Origin of the sequence: Corynebacterium sp. L4757 (genome assembly GCF_043673995.1) — a bacterium.
Taxonomy (GTDB): Bacteria; Actinomycetota; Actinomycetes; order Mycobacteriales; family Mycobacteriaceae; genus Corynebacterium.
Window position 1 is genome coordinate 156,930 of record NZ_JBIMEN010000004.1, and the last position, 21,748, is coordinate 178,677.

General features: G+C 54.7%; 15 protein-coding genes. 9 read left to right on the plus strand and 6 right to left on the minus strand.

Annotation, left to right across the window (positions count from 1 at the left end; translation table 11 throughout):
• Positions 1 to 174: 174 nt before the first annotated feature.
• From ACG98I_RS06865 to ACG98I_RS06875, 3 genes are all read left to right on the plus strand, one after another.
• Positions 175 to 1,302, plus strand: coding sequence for a hypothetical protein (locus ACG98I_RS06865; protein WP_394719392.1), 1,128 nt, complete (start codon positions 175 to 177; stop codon positions 1,300 to 1,302).
• A gap of 97 nt (positions 1,303 to 1,399) precedes the next feature.
• Entirely contained in the window at positions 1,400 to 2,614 is a 1,215-nt protein-coding gene (locus tag ACG98I_RS06870; protein WP_394719391.1) for a beta-carotene 15,15'-monooxygenase, read from the plus strand.
• On the plus strand, positions 2,611 to 4,065 hold the full coding sequence (locus ACG98I_RS06875) for a multicopper oxidase domain-containing protein (protein WP_394719390.1): 1,455 nt from the start codon (positions 2,611 to 2,613) through the stop codon (positions 4,063 to 4,065). The genes ACG98I_RS06870 and ACG98I_RS06875 overlap by 4 nt, the downstream gene beginning before the upstream one ends.
• Before the next feature lie 5 nt (positions 4,066 to 4,070).
• Here ACG98I_RS06875 and narI read toward each other — a convergent pair whose 3' ends face one another.
• From narI to ACG98I_RS06900, 5 genes are read right to left on the minus strand one after another with little or no spacing between them, the layout of a single operon-like run.
• Positions 4,071 to 4,886, minus strand: a complete 816-nt coding sequence (gene narI / locus ACG98I_RS06880; RefSeq protein WP_394719388.1) for a respiratory nitrate reductase subunit gamma — start codon at positions 4,884 to 4,886, stop codon at positions 4,071 to 4,073.
• 12 nt (positions 4,887 to 4,898) lie between these two features.
• The gene (gene narJ, locus ACG98I_RS06885; RefSeq protein ID WP_394719387.1) at positions 4,899 to 5,774 is read right to left on the minus strand and encodes a nitrate reductase molybdenum cofactor assembly chaperone; all 876 of its coding nucleotides are present in this window, start codon (positions 5,772 to 5,774) and stop codon (positions 4,899 to 4,901) included.
• Positions 5,775 to 5,792: 18 nt separating this feature from the next.
• Positions 5,793 to 7,397 carry a nitrate reductase subunit beta gene (gene narH / locus ACG98I_RS06890; RefSeq protein WP_394719386.1) on the minus strand — a complete coding sequence of 535 codons (1,605 nt, stop codon included), beginning with the start codon at positions 7,395 to 7,397 and terminating at the stop codon, positions 5,793 to 5,795.
• Positions 7,397 to 11,161: a nitrate reductase subunit alpha gene (locus ACG98I_RS06895; RefSeq protein WP_394719384.1), complete on the minus strand. Its 3,765-nt coding sequence runs from the start codon at positions 11,159 to 11,161 to the stop codon at positions 7,397 to 7,399. The genes narH and ACG98I_RS06895 overlap by 1 nt, the downstream gene beginning before the upstream one ends.
• A 55-nt stretch (positions 11,162 to 11,216) precedes the next feature.
• Positions 11,217 to 12,575 carry an MFS transporter gene (locus tag ACG98I_RS06900; protein ID WP_394719383.1) on the minus strand — a complete coding sequence of 453 codons (1,359 nt, stop codon included), beginning with the start codon at positions 12,573 to 12,575 and terminating at the stop codon, positions 11,217 to 11,219.
• 240 nt (positions 12,576 to 12,815) lie between these two features.
• Here ACG98I_RS06900 and ACG98I_RS06905 point away from each other — a divergent pair, with 240 nt between their 5' ends.
• Entirely contained in the window at positions 12,816 to 13,352 is a 537-nt protein-coding gene (locus ACG98I_RS06905) for a molybdopterin-binding protein (RefSeq protein ID WP_394719381.1), read from the plus strand.
• A gap of 24 nt (positions 13,353 to 13,376) precedes the next feature.
• Here the strand turns inward: ACG98I_RS06905 and ACG98I_RS06910 are convergent, their stop codons facing one another.
• Entirely contained in the window at positions 13,377 to 15,167 is a 1,791-nt protein-coding gene (locus ACG98I_RS06910) for a long-chain fatty-acid--CoA ligase (RefSeq protein ID WP_394719379.1), read from the minus strand.
• 321 nt (positions 15,168 to 15,488) lie between these two features.
• Between ACG98I_RS06910 and rho the strand changes: the two genes are divergently transcribed.
• The 5 genes from rho to ACG98I_RS06935 all read left to right on the plus strand — a co-directional run bounded on the left by rho (position 15,489) and on the right by ACG98I_RS06935 (position 21,702).
• On the plus strand, positions 15,489 to 17,651 hold the full coding sequence (gene rho / locus ACG98I_RS06915) for a transcription termination factor Rho (RefSeq protein WP_394719470.1): 2,163 nt from the start codon (positions 15,489 to 15,491) through the stop codon (positions 17,649 to 17,651).
• Complete coding sequence (gene prfA / locus ACG98I_RS06920) at positions 17,651 to 18,727, plus strand: peptide chain release factor 1 (RefSeq protein WP_394719377.1); 1,077 nt, start codon at positions 17,651 to 17,653, stop codon at positions 18,725 to 18,727. Before rho ends, prfA begins: the two co-directional genes overlap by 1 nt.
• 9 nt (positions 18,728 to 18,736) lie before the next feature.
• The gene (gene prmC / locus ACG98I_RS06925) at positions 18,737 to 19,594 is read left to right on the plus strand and encodes a peptide chain release factor N(5)-glutamine methyltransferase (protein WP_394719375.1); all 858 of its coding nucleotides are present in this window, start codon (positions 18,737 to 18,739) and stop codon (positions 19,592 to 19,594) included.
• Between the two features lie 161 nt (positions 19,595 to 19,755).
• Positions 19,756 to 20,523, plus strand: coding sequence for an L-threonylcarbamoyladenylate synthase (locus tag ACG98I_RS06930; RefSeq protein WP_394719373.1), 768 nt, complete (start codon positions 19,756 to 19,758; stop codon positions 20,521 to 20,523).
• Positions 20,524 to 20,526: 3 nt separating this feature from the next.
• Positions 20,527 to 21,702, plus strand: a complete 1,176-nt coding sequence (locus ACG98I_RS06935) for an MraY family glycosyltransferase (RefSeq protein WP_394719371.1) — start codon at positions 20,527 to 20,529, stop codon at positions 21,700 to 21,702.
• The last annotated feature ends 46 nt before the right edge of the window (positions 21,703 to 21,748 follow it).

Sequence of the window (21,748 nt, forward strand, 5' to 3'; positions counted from 1 at the left end):
GTCATTATTGGGTCGATGCTACCGCGTCATGCGGTGAATTAAATAACCAGCCCTTCGATGTTGTGGGTACTTCAGCAGGGGAAACAATCCCAGCTGATTTCGATTTTAGTCTTTTACTGTGACATTTGGAGATGCGGCTCCTATGTTTAGAACTTAATAAGTACTATAAAACCCGTGGAAAAGAAATGGGTTGCCCATCGCGCGCTTCCTCTGGCGTTTGCTGGCATTTCACTGCTTATTGGCCTCGGTGCGGGCTTGTCCCTTCTGGGACTAGTAGTTCCGCGCCTATTCGAAGCAAAGGCGATTGAGCATGGTCCGCTTATGGTTTTCGGATTTGTGGCTGGGGCGATTGTCATGGAACGCACCGTCGCTACGAAGGTCTTATGGGCGTGGGCCGCACCCGTCTGTCACGTGGTTGGCGTTGTTTCCTTGATCGCTGGCGCACCGCGTGTAGTTACGGCCGTGGCCTTCTGTTTGTCGTTTATGACTCTGGGGGTCAGTTACGTTCTGATCTATCGCAGACAACCCACGCTAGAAGTCGTCATTCAAGCTTCGGGCACCATTGGGATTGTCTGTGCGGTTGTGCAGTGGGCGGTCGCTGGTGACTTTGCACCTGCTATGCCTTTAGCTGCGGTATTTGTGATCGCTACGATTATTGGCGAGCGCGTTGAACTTGCACGCCTTAAAATTTCCCAGTCGAATGCTGATGTCCTTTTGACGGCGTTGGTACTGGCTCTGGTGGCGGCCAGTTTGGCCTACATGGCTGTAGATGACTTCGGACTTGCGCTTATAGGCGCGATATTTCTCGTCATTGCAGGTGTCGCCGGGCGCGTTGACGTGGCCATAAACCTTATCCGCTCGAAAGGTTTGCCGCGGTTTTCAGCAGCCTGCATGCTCGCTGCTTATGGGTGGCTCGCTGTCGCGGGAATTTTATGGCTAACTTCTGAATTTCTTCCTGGCGACCTGGTTTATGACGCGGCTGTTCATGCAGTGTTTATCGGATTTACGTTGTCGATGATCTTCGCGCATGCACCCGTCATTCTTCCTGCTGTCCTGCACCGTGCGCTGCCGTACCACTCAGCGCTTTATGTGCCCGTGGTTGCCGTTCATCTGGGACTTATTCTCCGTATTGTTTCCGACACTCAGAATTTCGTACCCGGGCATCAAATCGGTGGAGTCGTCAACGTAGTGGGGGTTCTCGGATTCCTTATCACCGCCGTCATTTTGGCGGTGCGAGCTGGAATGAAAAAGCGGAAGAATCTGAAAGATAGGGGCAGGCAACATGCAGATAGCAGGCCCTAATGGAGTTCCCGTCGGACCTAATGTTGGCCCAGCAGGAAGTGAGCTAAGAAGCGGAATAAATCGTGCTCCGAGTCATGGCGTCGTTGGTGTTACCGACATGTCCTTAATCGCCCGTGGGCGGTGGCACACGATGGTATTCGGACTCATTAGCACGTGGTTGGTGTGTGGCTTGGGCTCGATAATTGCTAGCACCTTTGGAGCCAGAATTGCTTGGTGGGCGCTCGTTCATTCCTTCACACTTGGAGTTGTCACCACGGCCATCCTGACCTATTCGCTGCATTTTACCGAGGCGTTGACTCGTCAACCTACCTCTACGTACCGGCCCATCATGGTGCGCATCAGCATTGTCCAAATTGGGTTAATACTTCTGCTCTTTGACACGAACTCTGCAGGATGGTCGGTGCTATCTGATATTGGTGCGAGTGCGATCACCATCGTAGTGGGTTGGCACTGCTGGGTGCTCTACCGGATGCTGAAGACTTCACTTTCCACGAAATTCGCAGCCACGGTGCCGTTTTATCTGACTGCACTCGGATTTCTCATTGCTGCGATAGTAGTAGCTATCATCGCCAGCCACGGCATCGGGGATTACACCGTCATGATCTCCATCTATTCCCGGTTGACGATCTGGGGATTTGCATGGCTCACAGTACTCGGGACAATCGTGACACTGCTGCCCACCTTGACACAGACGACAATCCCGCCAGCAGTAGTAAAACGCTGTACTGGAGCATTGGCTTTGCACAGTGGAGGATTGATTGCGGGGAGTGGCTTTTTGACAATTGGTTGGAATAGCTGGGCTGGACTATCTCAATTAAGCATGGTCATTAGCGCAGTGTTGATCATGCAACCTTTGCTGTCCAGTGTCTTTGCAGGCCACAAGGGTCTTCGTACCGCGTCAATTTCCGTGATGACTGGTATCATTTGGCTCCTTTCGCTGTGCGCCGCTGATGCTATTGCGGTCACCATTGGAGCCGAGACTAGGGATATCACCCGCGCCCTTGCACCGGCATTCCTCGGCGCAGGCCTATTACAACTCGTTACAGGCGTGTTATTACACCTGTTGCCTACATTGCGTGGCGGAGGAAACCACGTGGTGACAGCGGCACGCGAGTTCGCTGATTTTGGCGGCTGGGCACGAATCGGCCTCATCAATTTTGGAGCGCTGCTGACCTTGGCAGACCCACCAGCGGTCCACGCAACGTCGGCATTTCAAGCCGGACTCATACTCATCGCCTTAGGCATTGCAGGACAAGTTGCTGTTCTCATCATCACGCTATTTAGAGCTCAACAGTTAAGGAAGACATCATGACTCACAACCTCATGGCCGGCCCTTCACCACATGGACCAGCAGGGCCGAGGGGCTCTGGAGACAGCAAGAAGGCTGAATGGGCCGCGTGGCTAGTCATCGCATTAGCAATCGCTGCTGTTGTTATTTTGATTGTCACCACTATGGCTCCGTCTTCCTCCACCGTAGACAGTGAGAATCAGAGTCAAGTAGCACCTCAGGATCGAGCTATCGCGCCAGCCAGTGAAGTTGTGGAGTTCGACGTTGAAGTCGATGGCATGGCTTTTGTTCCTAACTCTGTGGAGATCCCTGCGGGAGCAAGTCTCAAGATCACTTTCACTAATACCGGCGACCAAGTCCATGACTTGAAAATTGGTGGTGATGAAACCGGGCGAGTTAATCCAGGTGAAACAGCGGTGCTGGAAACAGTGGCCATTGATCAAAACATTCAGGGCTATTGCACGATCGTTGGGCACTTCTCCCAAGGGATGGTCTTCGACGTCAAGGTTTCTGATGCCACTGGAAGTGACGAGCTAGAACATGATCATGAGGTCGTGGCGGGAGAAAACCCTCATGTGGCGGTGCCGAGTATGGCCGAACTTGGATTAAATCGCGAAGGCTTCGAAGCTTTCGATCCCAGCCTAGATCCTGCCCCAAGCCATACGGTGCACGAATACACGTGGGTAGCGACTGAGGAGGTTCGGGAAGTAGCACCCGGAGTAGAACAGCTCCAATGGCTATTTAATGGCCAGGCACCCGGTCCGACACTTCGCGGAAAAGTGGGTGATACGTTCCGAATTACTTTGCGCAATGAAGGCACCATGGGGCATTCCCTCGATTTCCACGCGGGAGAGATTAGTCCTGATAATGCGATGGCTACCATTCAACCGGGTGAGGAAATCGTGTATGAATTCACACCGCGCCGGGCTGGTATTTGGATGTATCACTGCGCGACAATGCCGATGAGCCTGCACATTGCCAATGGCATGGCGGGAGCAGTCATCATTGATCCACCAGCGGACTCTGAGCTGGCTTTGTCAGAGGTTGATGCCGAATATCAGATGATTGCCTCTGAGATATTCCTCGGAGAACGTGAAGTAGGTGCAGACCCGCAGCGAGTAGCCAACGGCCAATTCGACCTCATGGCGTTTAACTATTACCCATCGCAATATACCCATGAGCCACTGCGTGCGAAGGTCGGAGACACCATCCGCATGTGGGTGTTGAACGTGGGTCCCGATGAGCCCCTGAGCTTTCACGTGGTCGGTGAGGTCTTCGACACCGTGTTTACTGAAGGTGCCTATACAGTCCGAGACGCTCAAGACACTGGTTCCCAAGCACTCTCACTGTTGCCAGCACAAGGAGGGTTCGTGGAGATGACCTTCGATGAGCCAGGCACATATACCTTTGTTAATCACGTAATGACCCGCGCTGAGAAAGGTCAGAGCGGGTCAATTGTGGTGACAGATTCCTAGTGGAACTAGGTCGAGCGTGGCGGACGTGTCTTATCGGCTTGCTTGCGGCTGTCAGTGTCGCGGTCCAGCTGGGAATGCGGTGAGCGTACTGGCTCCCACGCAACATGGGAGCGCATATCCGTCGTGCGCGAGTCACGGGAGCGGTAGACCACGTACGGACGGTTGACATAACCAACTGGCGCGGAGAACGCATGCACCAGGCGGGTAAATGGCCACACTGCCATCAACGTGAATCCGGCAATGACATGCAGCTTAAATGGCCACGGAACTTCAGACATCAGCTCAGGCTGAATATTGAAGATCAATAGGTTACGCAACCATGGGGAGATCGTCTCTCGGTAGTCATAACCATGGGTGCCTTGGATATCGAAAAGTTGCAGCGTCAACGTTGCAATCGTGCCGGTCAAAATGGCGCCACCCAAAAGGACATACATGACTTTGTCAGAGCGGGAGGTTGCCAAAAATACCGAACGGTTTACCACGCGGCGATAGATCAGCCCCGCCAGTCCCAAACACGTAGCAATCGCGGCCAGCGCTCCGGGATATGTGGCAATCAAGTGGTAGAACTCATCAGAGATTCCGACTGATCGCGTCCAGGACTTTGGAATGGCAAGGCCCATGAGGTGGCCAACGACGACGAAGACCATGCCCCAGTGAAAGAGTGGGGAGGACAAACGCAGCAGTTTGGATTCGTAGATTTGGGTGGAGTGCGTGGTCCAACCAAACTGGTCGGTGCGCCAGCGCCAGAAGATGCCAACGGAAAATGCAACGATGGCCAGCCACGGGAAGGCACCCCAGAGGAAGTTTTCAAAGTATTCCATGATGATAATCCTTTAAAGATCGTCAGGTTGGACGGTCGGGAATGGAAGATCGGCAATTCCCACAACTTCAGCGGGAGGGCCGGTCCGGATGAGATCGATGTACTTTTGAGCGGTGTCAGCATCCACCTCGGGCAATGACTTACACACGGCAATGATGAGGGAGACATAAGGCGACCCGGTCTGCTGCAGTGCAGCCCGGAGAACCTCCAAACCGTCTCGGTAGCTGGCAACGAATTCCACTGCGCGTTCATGCGAGTGACCTTCAGATAGACCGAGGGCTTCCAATACCACGCACAAATGGTCCGGTAGTTCTTCATTCTCGTCGAATTCAAAACCCAGTGAACGCAACTGCTCGCCGAAGGCCAGAATTGCGACGCCACGTTGGCGGGTATCACCCACCGCGTAATACGTCAGAAATAAGGAGCAACGACGACGCTGATCGAAAGTCTCCACGTAGTGTTCTTCGAGCTCGCGGAGGCTTGCCTGCTGTGCCCAATCGAGAAATGCGGTGAAATCCGCAGCAATCTCATCAGGGAGGTCATTCACCTGTGCGCGCACCGCAGCGAGCGTATCAAGGTATGCCGCGGTGGGGTAGTGCAGCAGCAATGACACCGCCATGGCGATGGTGCGTCGCTGATGCTCAGTAACCTCGACCGGGGAAATCAGTTCAGCTGGAATAAGCCCGGTGTGGGTGCGGCGAGGATTGGCAGCACCAACGCGGGCACTTAATATCGCGCGGCTGGTGCTCTCGACATCCTTTGCGCCACCGGATGAGCCCATACCGGCCGGTGTTCCGAATCCTGCCAGCATGTCATGGTCTGCTGGTGGATCGGGCGTGTGCGTGTTGCTTCCACCCGGGCGCAGCTTGAGCTTAGAAAAGAAATTCATGGTGTTGTCCTTCGCTTCCTAGATCTTATCGCGCTTGGGTGGGAACATGCCATCGGGGCGGTCACCTGTCCAAGACAGCAGCGAGACCTTGCCGGACTCACCGCCGCCGTGGCTCGAGCATGCCTCTGGCGCGCCCATACCAAGATCCGCGAAAGCTTTATCCATGGCGCGGGTTGGGTCGGTATCACCGAAAGGATCCAAGTCCGCAATGCCACGTGGGGTCTCAGGGGAAGCCGTTGGAATGACATAGCGGTCGTCATACTTAGCGATTGCCAGCAGACGGTACATTTCCTGAATCTGCTTACCAGTCATGCCCACGGCTTCGGCGATTTCCTCCTGGGGCTCATTACCCAGGTTGATATCACGCATATAAGAGCGCATAGCGACCAAGCGCCGCAGAGATTTTTCTACCGGCACCGTGTCACCGGCGCTAAATAGTCCTGCTAGGTAGTCCAGCGGGATGCGCATATTCGACAAAGTGGAGAACAACAGCTTGTGGTCTTCGCCGTCATAGCCAGCAGCGGTAATTTCATCGACTACTGGAGACAGTGGCGGCACGTACCAGACCATCGGCAAGGTGCGGTATTCCGGGTGCAGCGGAAGCGCGACTTCATACTTGAAAATCATGTCGTAGATAGGAGACTGCTGTGCCGCATCAATCCAGGAGTGTGGAATACCCTCACGCTTGGCGCCCTCGATGACCTCTGGGTCATGAGGATCCAGCAGGATGGACTTTTGCGCTTCGAGCAAATTCTTCTCATCTGGCACGGACGCAGCTTCAGCAACGCGGTCGGCGTCATAGAAGATGACACCGAGGTATCGCAGGCGTCCCACGCAGGTTTCGGAACACACGGTGGGTTGGCCGACCTCAAGGCGTGGATAGCACAGAGTACATTTTTCGGCCTTGCCAGTCTTGTGGTTGAAGTACACCTTCTTATATGGACAGCCCGAGACACACATGCGCCAGCCACGGCACTGGTCTTGGTCAACCAAGACAATGCCATCTTCCGCGCGCTTATACATCGCACCGGAAGGACAAGAAGAGACACAGGTGGGGTTGATGCAGTGCTCACAAATGCGCGGAAGATAGAACATGAAGGAATCTTCGATCTGCTTCTTGACCGCGACATTCATCTTATTGAGCACCGGATCACTGTCCATCGTGGCGGTGGAGCCGCCCAGGTTGTCATCCCAGTTAGAGGACCACTCAATCTTGTTGATCTCACGGCCATCGATTTGCGAGACCGGCTTTGCCGTTGGCTGGGTCTTTTGTCCAGCCTTGGCACCCATCAGATCTTCATATTGATAAGTCCATGGCTCGTAATAGTCATGAATGGTAGGCAAGTTGGGATTGTGGAAGAGCGTGAGCAGCTTTTTGATGCGGCCGCCTGCTTTGGGCTTGAGCTTGCCGCTATTGGTGAGCTTCCAGCCTCCCTGCCATTTTTCCTGGTCCTCCCACGTGCGTGGGTAGCCTACGCCGGGACGGGTTTCAACGTTGTTGAACCAGATGTACTCAGTGCCTTCACGGTTGGTCCATGCCTGCTTGCAAGTCACGGAGCAGGTATGGCAGCCGATGCACTTATCCAGATTCATGATCATGGAAATTTGGGCCATTACCTTCATTAGTACTGCACCTCCTGGGAGCGGCGACGAACACGGGTGACTTCGTCGCGGTTATTACCGGTTGGTCCGATGTAGTTGAAGTGATAAGTCAGCTGGCCATAGCCGCCAGCGATATGAACGGGCTTGATGAGGATGCGCGTCAAAGAGTTGTGGGTGCCGCCGCGGCGGCCCGTGTGCTCATTGAGAGGGGTGCCCACGGTGCGTTCTTGGGCGTGATTCATGATCATGGTGCCCTCAGGGATGCGGTGGGAGACAATAGCGCGGGCACTGACTACACCATTGCGGTTGTAGACTTCGACCCACTCATTATCGCTAACACCAATCTTTTCGGCGTCCTTATTCGACATCCACACCACTTGTCCACCACGGGAGATGGACAAGACATGCAGGTTGTCAAAGTACTGCGAGTGAATAGACCACTTATTGTGAGTGGTCAGATAGCGCAGAGAAATCTCGACTTCGCCGTTCTTGTCGAAGGTCTCACCCGCATTGAACTCACCGTGCAGATGCAGATGATCCAGCGGTGGACGGAAGACCGGCAGCGATTCGCCATAGTCCATGAACCAGTCATGGTCGATGTAATAGTGCATGCGGCCAGTGAGCGTGTGCCATGGTTTATCAAATTCCACGTTGATGGAAAAGGCCGTGTACCGGCGGTTATTGCGCTTATCCGCAGTCCATTCGGGAGAGGTAATGACCTGCGTTGGGCGTTCCTTAATGGAGTCCCAACTGATCCTGACGTCCTTGTCAGAAGAAGCCAGCGGGGTGAGATCCTTGCCAGTGCGCGATGACAAGTAATCAAAGCCATTGGCCGCGACTTCACCATTGGAAACACCAGAAAGGTGCAAGATGGCGTCAATGACCTTGGTGTCCTTGGTCAGGTCAATTAGATCACCCATTGAAGTCTCCGAAGTGCCACAGATGAGTTCCAGCTCTTTTACCTGCTTGGAGACATCAAACTTGGTGCCGTGCACGGCGGTGCCTGCCTTGGCGGTGAGCGGTCCGAGGTGGGTCCACTTTTCATAAATCTTGGTGTAATCGCGTTCGACCACCGCCAGCTTCGGCATGGTTACACCAGGGATGTAGCCCATCTTTTCCACATCAGGCACTACGCCATTAGGCATGCCGAGTTCATCCGGGCTGTCATGGTGGCTGGGCTGAGTCACCACGTCACGTTGAGTGCCTAACCAGCGTACGGAAAGCGCAGACAAGGATGCGGAAAGGTCACGGAAGACCTCGAAGTCTGTGCGTGCTTCCCATGGTGGGTTGATGGCTGCATTGAATGAGTGCAGGTAAGGGTGCATGTCTGTTGAAGACATGTCGTGCTTTTCGTACCAGGTTGCCGCCGGCAAGACGATATCTGAGACCAAGGTGGTGGACGTATTGCGGAAGTCCGTGGTCAGCATCAAATCGAGCTTGCCCTGTGGAGCTTCATCGCGCCACTTGATCGTCTGCGGGCGCTCGTCTTCTGAAAGTTCTTCTGCTGTGGCATCAGAATCCACGCCGAGCAGGTGACGCAGGAAGAACTCAGTGCCCTTGGCGGAAGAACCCATGAGGTTTGTGCGCCAGTTCAGCAAAATGCGTGGCCAGTTTTCCTCCGCAGATGGATCGTCATAAGCAAAGCCGAGCTCGCCGGATTCCAGCTGCTGCGGAATGTAGTCTTTGACGTCCATGCCGGCGGCGGCTGCTTCATCGGCAAGCAAAAGCGAATTGCGGTTGAACTGTGGGTATGCCGGCATCCAACCACGACGCATGGACTCTGCCATGGTGTCTGAGACCATCTTGGAGCCAATCGAATCACGCTGCGCCAAAGGTGAGCCCAAGTGGGAGGCATGGGTGTTGTCATAGCGCCACTGCTCAGTACCGAAGTAGTAGAACGCTGTGGTGACCATGTGACGCGGTGGGCGCTGCCAGTCAGTGGCCATCGCCCATTGTTGCCAACCATTCATCGGACGCAGCTTTTCCTGGCCAACATAGTGCGCCCAACCGCCACCATTGACGCCTTGGGTGCCACACATCGAAGTCAGAGCCAAGAACGTGCGGTAGATGGTATCCGCGTGGAAATAGTGATTGACGCCCGCGCCCATGATGATTTGGGAACGGCCCTGTGAGTCTGCTGCATTCTGGGCGAACTCGCGGCCAATACGAATAGCGGCATTAGCTGGCACACCGGTCATGGTTTCTTGCCACGCGGGGGTGCCAACTTCCGTTGCATCATGGAAGTCCTTTGGCCAGCTACCCGGCAGGTTGAGATCAGGACGGTTCACGCCATAGTGGGCGAGCATGAGGTCAAAGACGGTGGTGTACTTGACGCCATTGATCTCACGATAAGGCACGCCGCGATGAACAACGCCTGCGCCCACCGGTTCGCCGGAGCCGACATCTTCCGGGTTCGCATCTAAATCAAAGCGCGGGAAGAGGACCTCGGCGGTGCCGAAACTATTGGTCTCCGCGATAGACATCACTGGATCCACGCCCTCGAGTGAGAGATTCCAGCGGGAGGTGGACTCATCCCAGCGGTCAGCAACAGTGCCGCCCGGATCCACAATTTTGCCATCGGTTTCCATCATCAACGTGCGGTGAGTCGCATTCGCTGAATCGCGCAGCGCGGCGTACTCATCGCCCTCCAGTTGGCTGGCGGTGAGGAACTTGCCAGGGGTATAGACCGCTGATTGCTCCGTGGTGTGCTCGGAGTTTTCTTCCAACGCCACCAAGAAAGCAGAGTCGGTGAATTTCCGCATGTAGTTCAGGAAATATGGTTCCTGACGGTCAACATGGAAGGTCTTCAAGATGACATGGCCCATGGAAAATGCCAGGGCGGCGTCGGTACCTGGGTTAATGCGTGCCCATTCATCGGCATGCACGGTGTTATCGGCGAAATCAGGGGAGACCACCACGACCTTGGTGCCGCGGTAGCGAGCCTCAACCATGAAGTGCGCATCTGGGGTACGGGTGACGGGGATATTAGAGCCCCACATCATCAGGTAGGAAGAGTTGTACCAGTCACCGGATTCAGGAACGTCCGTCTGGTCGCCGAAAGTCTGCGGGGAAGCAGGCGGGAGGTCGGCGTACCAGTCATAGAAGGACAGAGCGACGCCACCGATCATTTCCAGAAAGCGAGTACCTGCGCCATAGGAGACCTGGGACATAGCTGGAATAACGGTGAATCCATTAATACGGTCCGGGCCGTACTCGCGAATGGTGTATACGTGTGCGGCCGCTGCCATCTCGATGGCCTCTTCATAATTGATACGGATCAAACCGCCCTTGCCGCGCTGGCTGATATATGCATTGCGCTTTTCTGGATCCTGTTGGATGTCACGCCACGCCAGAACCGGGTCGCCCAAACGCTCTTTGGCTTCGCGGTACATGTCCACCAAGACGCCACGTGCATATGGGTAGCGAATACGGGTTGGGGAGTAGGTGTACCAAGAAAAGGATGCGCCACGTGGGCAGCCGCGGGGTTCATATTCTGGCATGTCATTGCCATTGGTTGGGTAATCCACGGCCTGGGATTCCCAGGTGATGACGCCGTCTTTGACGTATACCTTCCAGGAACAAGAGCCCGTGCAGTTTACGCCGTGGGTGGAGCGCACCATCTTGTCGAATGCCCAGCGGTTGCGATAAAACACATCCGCCTGGCGTCCGCCCTGCAAAAAGAGCTGCTGTCCATCAGAACCAGTGGTTCCCTTACGCAGGTAGGAACCCATTTCGAATAAAGAATTCGAGGCCTTTGGTGAAGAGCCTGTAGTTGCCTTTGTCATGGGGATAAAAATTCCTTTGTTGGGGATGGGGAGTGAAGTGCTTGTGCGTCTTTATCTAGCCCGGGTATGGAGCACGAGGGCGGGCATAGAAGATCCAGACCAGGGCGGTACAGATGGTGAAGAAGACCACGCAGCCCCAGTAGAAGGCCTGGATTGGAATGAAAGAGAGCAAGACACCGACGATGAAGGGGCCGAATGCGGCGATGGCAGAAGTCCAACCGATGACACCGCCAGCTTGGGTTTTGGGCAAAATCATGGGCATTTGCTTGAATGTTCCGGCATTGCCCAGTCCGGTGAAGAAGAACATCGCGAGCATGGCGCCGAGGAACCACCAGAACTGATCTGGATCGGTGGGGTTCAAAAAGAGTGCGGCCACGGCAGTAAACACGGTCATGCCGATACCGCCAATGAAAGTCCAGATTGCTCCGCCGTACTTATCGCACAGTGGACCCCAAGCTGCACGTACGGCTGCGCCGATGAGTGGTCCCAGGAAGGCATAGGCGGCACCCTTAGGCAGATTATCTACTCCAACGGTGTCAACGAAGGAAGAGCCGGAACCGTAGATCTGGTTAATAATCAGCGCGAACTGCGCGGCGAAACCAGCGAAAGCGCCGAAGGTCATCAGGTAAACCAGCGTCATAATCCAGGTATTTGGATTTGAGAAGATATCGATCTGCTGGCGGAAATTGACCTTGACTGGGACATCTTTCAGGATGAGCCACGCGATGATCGCACACACGATGGTCCACGGTGCTAGGAAAATTGCCGGGTTGTGGACAAAGACTGCCGAACCATCAGGCAGACGCTGTGGAGCGACCAGGCCAACACCGAAAAGGGTGAAACCCATCAACCATGGGGCGACTAACTGGATGAAGGAAATACCGAAGTTGCCGATACCCGCTTGCAGTCCCAAGGCGGTGCCTTGTAGGCGCTTGGGGAAGAAGTAGCCAGTCGAAGGCATGAATCCCGCGAAGACGCCGCCGCCAAATCCGGAGGCGAAAGAGATTGCAAGCAATTCCCAGAATGGGGTGTTATCAGGGCGTTGTACGACTGAGAACCAGCCGAGCATGGGAAGCAGGAAGAGAATTGCTGAGAAGGTTACCAGCTTGCGGGTGCCAACTATCGGAGGCAGGAACATGAACACCAAGCGGAAGAGGCCGGCGGATAGACCTGCGATTGCGGTCAGTGCGTAGAGCTGGCTATCACTGAGATCGAATCCGATTTGATTCAACAATGGCGCGATAGCGGAGACCAAGTACCAGGCACTGAAACCTACGGCCATCGTGGCGGTAGTGATGATTAAGGTGCGCCAGGCTATTGCCTTGTCCCACTTGGCTGGATCCTCTGGATCCCAGCCATGAAGAATTCTTCCGGACGTATCCAATTGAGTACCGGAGGTGTTGGTTTGTGACATGAATCCTCGCTTAGAAAGGAGTAGACGGTCGGGGTACCTATTTCTGAGATTAGCTTGCTAAGCTCGTGTTTAAACGGTTAAACACGAAAAAACCCGTTTAATTAAACAACACTAATATTGCGTAATTCACCGGCCAAAAGTATCGCTGCAGCTAGTGGTTACGCAGGGCAAAAGCAGTACTTTCGTACTGTTAAGTGTTGGCTTGGTCACTTTGTTCTTAAACTAAGGAAAAGTAGGAAAATGTCCCCCACAACATCACCCCCGACAGCGGCCCTCATCGTGGTTTCAGACCGAATTGTGGATGGAACCAAGGAAAATTGTGCGGCAGATACCGCTGCGAAACTCTTAAGTGAAGCGAATATTGCTCTCATTCACCGCGAGGTAGTGCGGGAAGAGGAATGCGCGATTACTAGCGCTCTGGATACGCAGCTTGACCAGGGAAGTGTTGGGGCAGACATCATTATTACCCTCGGTGGTACGGGCACCCGGTTAGGCAATGTGGTCCCCGAAGTTACCGAGCAACGAATTGCCGCACGGCTGCATGGCTTGGAAACCCAGGTGTTGCTTAAAGGCCTGCAGTCATCCCCCAAAGCAGGCCTGTGTCGCGGAATCATCGGCGTGACTCACTTTGGTCACCCGACCAAGCTGATCATCAACTCCGCTGGCTCTCGTGGCGCGGTGAGTGACACCCTTGACGTTGTCCTGCCGCTCATTAGCGATATCTTCCGGGAATGCTCCACAGAGAAAGCAACTGCGGCTACCGCGCTAGGGCGTTAACCTCCGTGCTAACGAAGATCCGAGCTAACGAATATCCGATTCGACATCTGTAACGGCCTTGGGGTCCTCGGGCTTATTGGAGCCGGGGCCTTCTAGTTGGATGATGTTGTACTCGCCCTCGGCAAGATGGGAGCGCATGTCTTTCTTGTCGAATTTGCCGACAGAAGTTTTATCTAGGGCTTTAACAAAGGTCCAGTACTCTGGCAGCATCCATTTTGGTAGCTCTTTACGCAGGCCTTCGCGGAGGCGTTCGGCTGTTTCGATAGTGGGGGCAACACCCGGGCGTAGAACCGTGATGGCCAAGGGACGCTCCACCCACTTTTTGTCGGGGTAGCCAATGACGGCAGCTTCTACGACATCCTCATCATTCATGATGAGGTTTTCCAGCTGGACGGAATAAATCCACTCGCCACCGGAGCGAATAACATCCCGCGCGCGGTCAGAGACGTTGAGGAAGCCGTCCTCGTTGACGTAGCCGACATCGCCGGTGCGCAACCAACCATCGGCAGTAAATTTATCGTTGGCCGTATCAGTTGGCTTGCCGCGGAATTCTGCCGCCGCACCGTCATCATGGCCGGAAGGTGCATCATAGTAGTGCTTAGTCACCATGTTGCCGCGCACTTGAATTTCACCTGCGTTGCGGTCCGTGGTGGCAACAACCTGGCCATCATTGACCACGCGGTATTCCAGAGAAGTAGGGAAGCGGCCTTGTGAAACGCGATAAGCCCAACGGGCGTCACCTGATGCACCCTGCGGTGGGCGTGCCACTGTGCCGACGGTGGACACTTCAACCATGCCCCAGACGTGAACGACATCCACGCCGTATTGTTCTTCCCAGACCTTGATGAGCTGTTCTGGAACAGGTGAGCCGCCGGCGTAGATCTCCACCAGGGACATGCGCTCCGGAGGATTATTGAGGTAATGAACCATCAGCTGGATCCACAGTGTAGGCACGCCATGGGCAACACGTGGGTGGGTGGCAGCGATAATCTTGGCCAAAGTAGGCGCTGACACATTGGAATCCGGCAAGATCAACGGAGTGCCCGTCATCCAAGCGGCGAAAGGGACGCCCCAGGACAAGACGTGATAAATCGGAATGCAGCACAAGAAAGACTCACCGTGGGTGATGGCCAAGCTATCTGTGGTGCGCAGCATCATGGCTTCTAGATAGATAGAGCGGTGGGAATAAACCACGCCTTTCGGCGCGCCAGTGGTACCGGTGGAATAGCACAGCGCTGCGGCAGTGTGTTCATCCAAGACCGGCCAGTCATAGACAGAAGATTTGCCATCCAGCAGTGATTCATAGGAGTAGACCTCCACATTGCGGCCGAAATACTGGGTAAATTTCCGTGGATCGTCCATGCCTGTGAATACCACTGCGCGCACTGTGTCTGCGCCAGCAAGTACCTTTCCCAACTGTTCTGCCAAGCGCGGATCCGCAACCACTACTTCAATCTCGGCGTGATTGACGATGTGCCGAATTTGGTCATTCATCAGCTGCTTATTTAAGGGGGTAAATACTGCACCCTTAGACGCGGTAGCGAACATGACTTCTAGGTGCTCAGCGCAATTCCACATCAGGGTGCCCACGCGCTCATCGCCCGTGACGCCGAGGTCTTCATGAAGCGCATGCGCAAACGCGGCGGCACGCGCGGCGATATCGGCAAAAGTGGTTTCTTCCGCGGGATTTTCACCTGAAGCTTCACCATTAGGGCCGCCGTGCCACGTGGTGACTTTGGTGTTGGCGTGGACCGTTGAGCCATAGGTCAAGATCCGTGAAACTGAGAGTGGGATGTCCATCATGGTCGAAAGCATGTGTCCCACTTTAGCGGTGCAGGTGGTGATGCGTTATACTATTGCGTGACTGGTTAAAAACTCACTTTTTAGTCGAGTCCAAAACCCATTTACCAGCGCAGTTAAAGCGTGGGAAGCAGTCACCCTACCTGATGGTTGGCCCCTGGCATTTTAAGTCACTCTATGGGTCCCAACATGGGGGAATAAAGAAACTTTCGCCGCAAGATTACTATTTCGGGCGAGAATATAAATAGCTTAAAAGTACCGTTAAGGCCTGCTCAATAAATGGCGCAGTTCAGCGAAGCTGTCTCCCTGACTGTTGCAGGCAACGAAAGGACATCCGTGAGCGATACGGACAACAATTCCGCAAAGGATTTGGCCTCCCTGAAGCTAACTGAGCTGCGCGCAATGGCAGCACAGAAGGGATTGCGGGGAATTTCAGGTCTGCGCAAGGGCGATCTGATTGCCGCGATTACCACCGGCCAGGTTCCAGGCAAGGCTCCAGCCGCAGCCGCAGAAGATAAGCCAAAGGCACGCGCGACTAAGCGTGCCACCAAAGCTGCTCCTAAAGCAGAGCAGGACAATGCTGATTCCGCATCCGCGAATACCGAAGGTGCTCAGTCTGCGCAGAAATCCGCTGATAACAGCGAAGATACAGCGAAGGCTCCGGCTCGTCGTACCCGTCGTGTAGTCCGTTCAAATTCCACTGCACGCTCCGAGCAGCCAGAATCCAACGACGCTTCTGACCAGGATGCACAGGCATCTGGCAATGGTGATTCGGCCCAAAGCAAGGATGGCAGCGAGGACCACCGTTACGAGACCCGTTCGCAGGCTCGTCGTGCTCGCCGTAACCGCGCCCGCCATAATGATCATGGCGATAACCAGGATGATTCCCGCGAGGGCAACGAGGATTCCTCCAGCCAGGACGGCGACAATAGCGATAATAACGATCGCAATGACCGTAGCGACCGCAATGATCGTAATAACCGCGGCGGCCGTAATAACGATCGCAATAACGATCGTGGCGGCCGGAACAATAACCGCAATAATGATCGCAACGATAATCGCGACAACCGTGATGACAGCGATAATGATGGCGATGATAACCGCGGTGGTCGCAACAACAACCGCAACAATGATCGTAATAACGATCGTAGCGGCCGGAATAACAACCGCCACAATGATCGCAATGACAACCGCGATAACCGTAATAATGACGATGATGACAATGGTCGTCGCGGTCGTCGTGGACGTCGCAATCGCCGCAACCGTGGTGGCAATGATGGTCAGGGTGGCCACAACAACAACGACATGCAGATTCGCGAGGGCGATGAGCTACAGGCCGTTGGCGGCATCCTTGAGGTCGTTGATAATAACGTCGCATTCTTGCGTACCTCTGGTTACCGTGCGATGGGCCATGACGTCTTTGTGAATAATAACCTCGTGCGTCGTTTGGGCTTGCGCTCTGGTGACGCGGTGACAGGTCAGGTCAAGGTTGGCGGTGCAACGCACTCCCACGGCAATGGCCGCAACCGCCGTAAGTACAACCAACTGGTCCGCGTTGACACCGTCAATGGTTTGGAACCGGAGCAGGCAAAGAACCGTCCGGAGTTCAACAAGCTGACCCCGCTGTATCCAAATCAGCGTCTGCGTCTGGAGACCACTCCAAATGTTTTGACCACTCGTGTTATTGACCTGATTATGCCGATTGGTAAAGGTCAGCGTGCACTGATTGTGTCCCCACCAAAGGCGGGTAAGACCACAATCTTGCAGAACATCGCGAATGCTATCGCCACCAATAACCCTGAGTGCTACCTCATGGTTGTTCTGGTTGATGAGCGTCCGGAAGAAGTCACCGATATGCAGCGCTCCGTCAAGGGCGAGGTCATCGCGTCTACCTTCGACCGCCCGCCATCAGAGCACACCGCAGTAGCTGAATTGGCTATTGAGCGCGCAAAGCGTCTGGTTGAGCAAGGCAAGGATGTTGTGGTTCTGCTGGACTCCATCACCCGTCTGGGCCGTGCATACAATAACTCCTCACCAGCATCCGGCCGTATCCTGTCCGGTGGTGTGGATTCGAATGCGCTCTACCCACCAAAGCGTTTCTTGGGTGCTGCCCGAAACATCGAAGACGGTGGTTCTTTGACCATCATTGCAACCGCGATGGTTGAGACCGGTTCCACTGGTGACACGGTCATCTTCGAGGAATTCAAGGGCACCGGCAACGCAGAGCTCAAGCTGGATCGTTCGATCTCTGAGCGCCGCGTATTCCCAGCCGTTGACGTTAATCCTTCGGGCACCCGTAAGGATGAGCTGTTGCTGGTTCCGGAAGAAGCGAAGATCATGACCAAGCTTCGCCGTATCCTGTCTGGCATGGACTCACACCAGGCTATTGATCTACTGATTAAGCAGCTGAAGAAGACCAAGTCCAATGGTGAGCTGCTCATGGGCATTGCTACGTCTGCGCCGATGGTGGCAAGCATGGATGAAGAGGAATACTCCTAATGGCTAATCAAGTATCACTCGTTGATGACATTGTCTCTGAGTACCAGGGTATTGAGATGCAGATGGCTGATCCGGAGGTGGCTTCTGATCAGAACCAGTTCCGTAAGCTGTCCAAGCGCTATGCGGAGCTGCGTCCCATCATCGTGGTTAATAATGAGCTGACTCAGGCGCGCGAAGATCTTTCTGATGCGCAAGAAATGGCTTATGAGGACCATGAGTTCCAGGATGAAGCAGAGCGTCTCGAAGGCGTTGTTGTGGATTTGGAAGAAAAGCTCGCTGACCTATTGGCACCACGTGATGAGCATGATTCTGAAGACATCATCATGGAAATTAAAGCCGGTGCTGGCGGTGAAGAGGCGGCACTGTTCGCTGCGGACCTCGCCCGCATGTATGAGCGTTATGCCGATAAGGCTGGTTTTAATTGGGAAGTTCTGGGTCTGAATGAATCGGATCTGGGTGGTGTCAAGGACATGACCATTACGTTCAAGTCCAAGACTCCGTCCCGTGATGGCGCATGGTCTGTCTTTAAGTTCGAAGGCGGCGTGCACCGCGTCCAGCGTGTGCCGGTGACTGAGTCCCAGGGCCGCATCCAGACTTCTGCTGCTGGTGTCCTGGTGTACCCAGAACCTGATGAGGTTGAGTCCGTCAACATCGATGAAAAAGACCTGCGCGTTGACGTGTACCGTTCCTCCGGTAAGGGCGGTCAGGGTGTTAACACCACGGACTCCGCAGTTCGTTTGACCCACCTTCCAACCGGTTTGGTTGTGACCTGTCAGCGTGAGCGTTCGCAGATTCAGAACAAGGCGCGCGCGATGGTTGTTCTTCAGGCTCGCCTAGAGCAGATGGAGCGCGAGGCTCGTGAGGCTGAGGCAGGCGAGCAGCGTGCGTCCCAGGTCCGCACGATGGATCGATCTGAGCGCATCCGCACCTATAACTGGCCCGAGAACCGCATCACGGACCACCGCATTGGTTACAAGGCCAATAACCTGGATTCAGTGCTGGATGGTGACATGACGGGGCTGATTGAGGCTTTGCAGGCGCAAGAGCGCGCTGAGCGTATGGAATCTGAAGGCTAATTCGCCATAATGGTTACTTTTGATAAGGCGCTTCGCACTTTCGCGGAGCGCCTTCGCTCTTCCGGTATTGATTCTGCTGAGTGGGATGCCCGCATGCTTATGGCGCACGTCTTAGGCCTCGGCCACATGGACATTCCTCTTCATGCTGATGCCACACACCTTGAGGAGATCGATGCGTTGATTGCCCGACGCATGAATCGTGAGCCTTTGCAGCACATCATGGGCACGGCGCCCTTTGGGCCTTTGGACTTAAGCGTTGGTCCAGGTGTGTTCATTCCGCGCCCAGAGACTGAAACTCTCGCGGATTGGGCAGTGAATTTCCTCAATAAGCAGCACCCAAAAGGAGCTAAGCATGCACCCATAGTGGTGGATTTATGTTCCGGATCCGGTGCATTGGCTGCATATATTGCGCATTACCGGCCTGATGCCACGGTGTTTGCAGCAGAGCTTTCCGATTCCGCCCTGCCTTTCACCCGCAGCAATCTAGCAGGGTCCAATGTCAACGTCGTCCAAGCGGATGTGACAGCACCGGAGCTTCTTGACGTGCTTGCCGATGTCACAGGCGATGTAGACCTTATTGTCACCAATCCGCCTTATGTGCCAGAAGACCCGAACCTGGCACCCGAGGTCTATTTCGACCCGCATGAGGCAGTATTTTCGGGTGATGATGGCATGCAAACCATTGATGCCATGCTCCCGAATATAGTGACGCTGCTGAAACCCGGTGGGATGGTTGGCATTGAGCATGATGACAGCACTTCAGATGCCGTCCAGCAGGCGGCATTAGATGCCGGATTAGTCAATGTTCAGCCCTTGAGAGATTTGGCCGGTGCGGCTCGTTTCGTGCTTGCGGCCAAGCCGGTCTAGGCCGAGACACCTAGACCGGGTAAACGATGCCGCTATAGCGGTATATACCGAGCGAACCGGGGACAGGGTAGTAGGATGAGAGACCATATAACGGCCTTAAATCTGCACAAGAAGAATCTGCACAAAAAATTTAAGTACGTCAATTTAGTTGGGAGCACCACATGCAAGGAAAGATTTACGATTGCTCAGATGAGCAGCAGCGTGCGGAGGGCCTTGACCTTGCCGTCAAGGCAGCTAAGTCGGGGCGACTCATTGTTACCCCAACGGACACTGTTTATGGCTTGGGCTGTGACGCCTTTGACAATGATGCGGTAGCAAGCTTATTGGCGGCGAAACACCGTGGGCCAGACATGCCGGTGCCAGTGCTCATCGGCTCCTGGGATACGGCGAAGGGCCTAGTCCAGACCTTCAGTGACCAGATGAGAACTCTGACTGAGGCTTTTTGGCCAGGCGGGCTGTCAATTGTAGTTCCGCAGGCACCTTCTTTGCCATGGAATCTGGGGGATACTCGCGGCACGGTGATGCTACGTATGCCTTTGCACCCGATTGCGATTGAGCTACTGCGCGAAGTAGGCCCAATGGCTGTATCTTCTGCCAATATTTCTGGTCACGGCGCTCCAACCACCGCGATCGCGGCGAAGCAGCAGCTTGGAAAGTCTGTAGCTGTGTATCTGGATGGTGGCGAAGCGCCCATCGGTGAGCCATCTACCATTGTGGATCTTTCCGGCCCATGGCCATACTTGCTGCGCGAAGGCGCAATCTCTGCAGAGCGCATTGGTGAAGTTTTGGGCATGGACGCAGAGCGTTTGCGCACCCGTCCAGGTCAGCCTGGGCAGGCAAGCCAGAGCAATGGCGCAAACCATGTGCCTCAGAATGTTCAGCCACCACAGTCACAACGTCCGGACGGAACGCAGCCTGGAGTTCAATAATTCATGACTGGTGCTGGTGTACCGCTGCGCGAACTTGGATTGGTCATCCTCGTCGCAGCAGCCCTGACATATTTAGCAACCGGCTTTGTGCGGACCTATTTGGTGCGTACGGGTCGTGTTGCTGAGATTCGTCTCCGCGATAGTCACTCGCAACCCACCCCGCAATTGGGCGGAGTTGCGATGTTTACGGGATTTATCGCCGCGATCTTCTTGGCGCTGCAGCTCCCCGCGCTTACCCGCGGGTTCATGCCCGTTACCCCGGAGATTTCCGCCGTAATCTGGGCAGCATTTGCCATCGTGATTGTTGGCGTCATCGATGACCTCTATGAGCTCAGCGCACTTGTGAAACTAGCGGGGCAATTGGTGGCGGCCGCTTTGCTGAGCATCCTCGGTTTGTCATGGACGCTGCTTTTTATACCTTTTGGCGGCGGTACAACGGTACTACTGGATCAATTCCAGTCCTCACTCTTGACTACATTCGTAGCAGTGCTTTTGATCAACGCGATCAACTTCGTGGATGGTTTGGATGGACTAGCCGCGGGGCTGGGGTTGATTGCAGGTTGCGCAATTCTCATCTTCTCGTTGACGGTTCTTTATGACCAGGGTGGGGCAGTGTCTGCCTACCCACCGGCGATTATTTCCGCGGCACTCGTGGGAATGTGCTTAGGATTTTTGCCGCATAATTTTGAGCCCTCACGTATTTTTATGGGCGACTCGGGCGCCATGTTGATTGGTCTGCTGCTCGCGGCGGCCTCTACTTCGGCGTCGGGCAAGATTACGCAATCGCTCTATGGCACTGCCGATATGGTCGCGCTGGTCTCACCATTCATCGTGGTTACTGCAGCTGTTTTCATCCCAGTGCTCGACCTCGTCTGGGCTGTCATTCGACGTCTGTCTCAGGGCAAGTCTCCATTCGCCGCCGATAAGGCTCATATTCACCACCGGCTGCTGTCTTTGGGGCATACTCACCGCCGAACGGTCTTGGTGCTTTACCTGTGGGTCTCAGCCGTGGCTTTTGGCGCGGTTAGTTTCTCCATCGTGCCGCCAATAGCTGCTACCATCGCGACGATTGTTGCACTGCTTGTGGCCTTCGGTGTGACGCTCATTCCACTGCGGGCGGGGAAGTTGGGGACTCAGGCCAAGCCCGCTAGAGTTGTCCAACAAATAGACCCTGAATAAACCGCATCAATCCAGCGGAATCGGGGCGAAAGTATACGACCAGCCT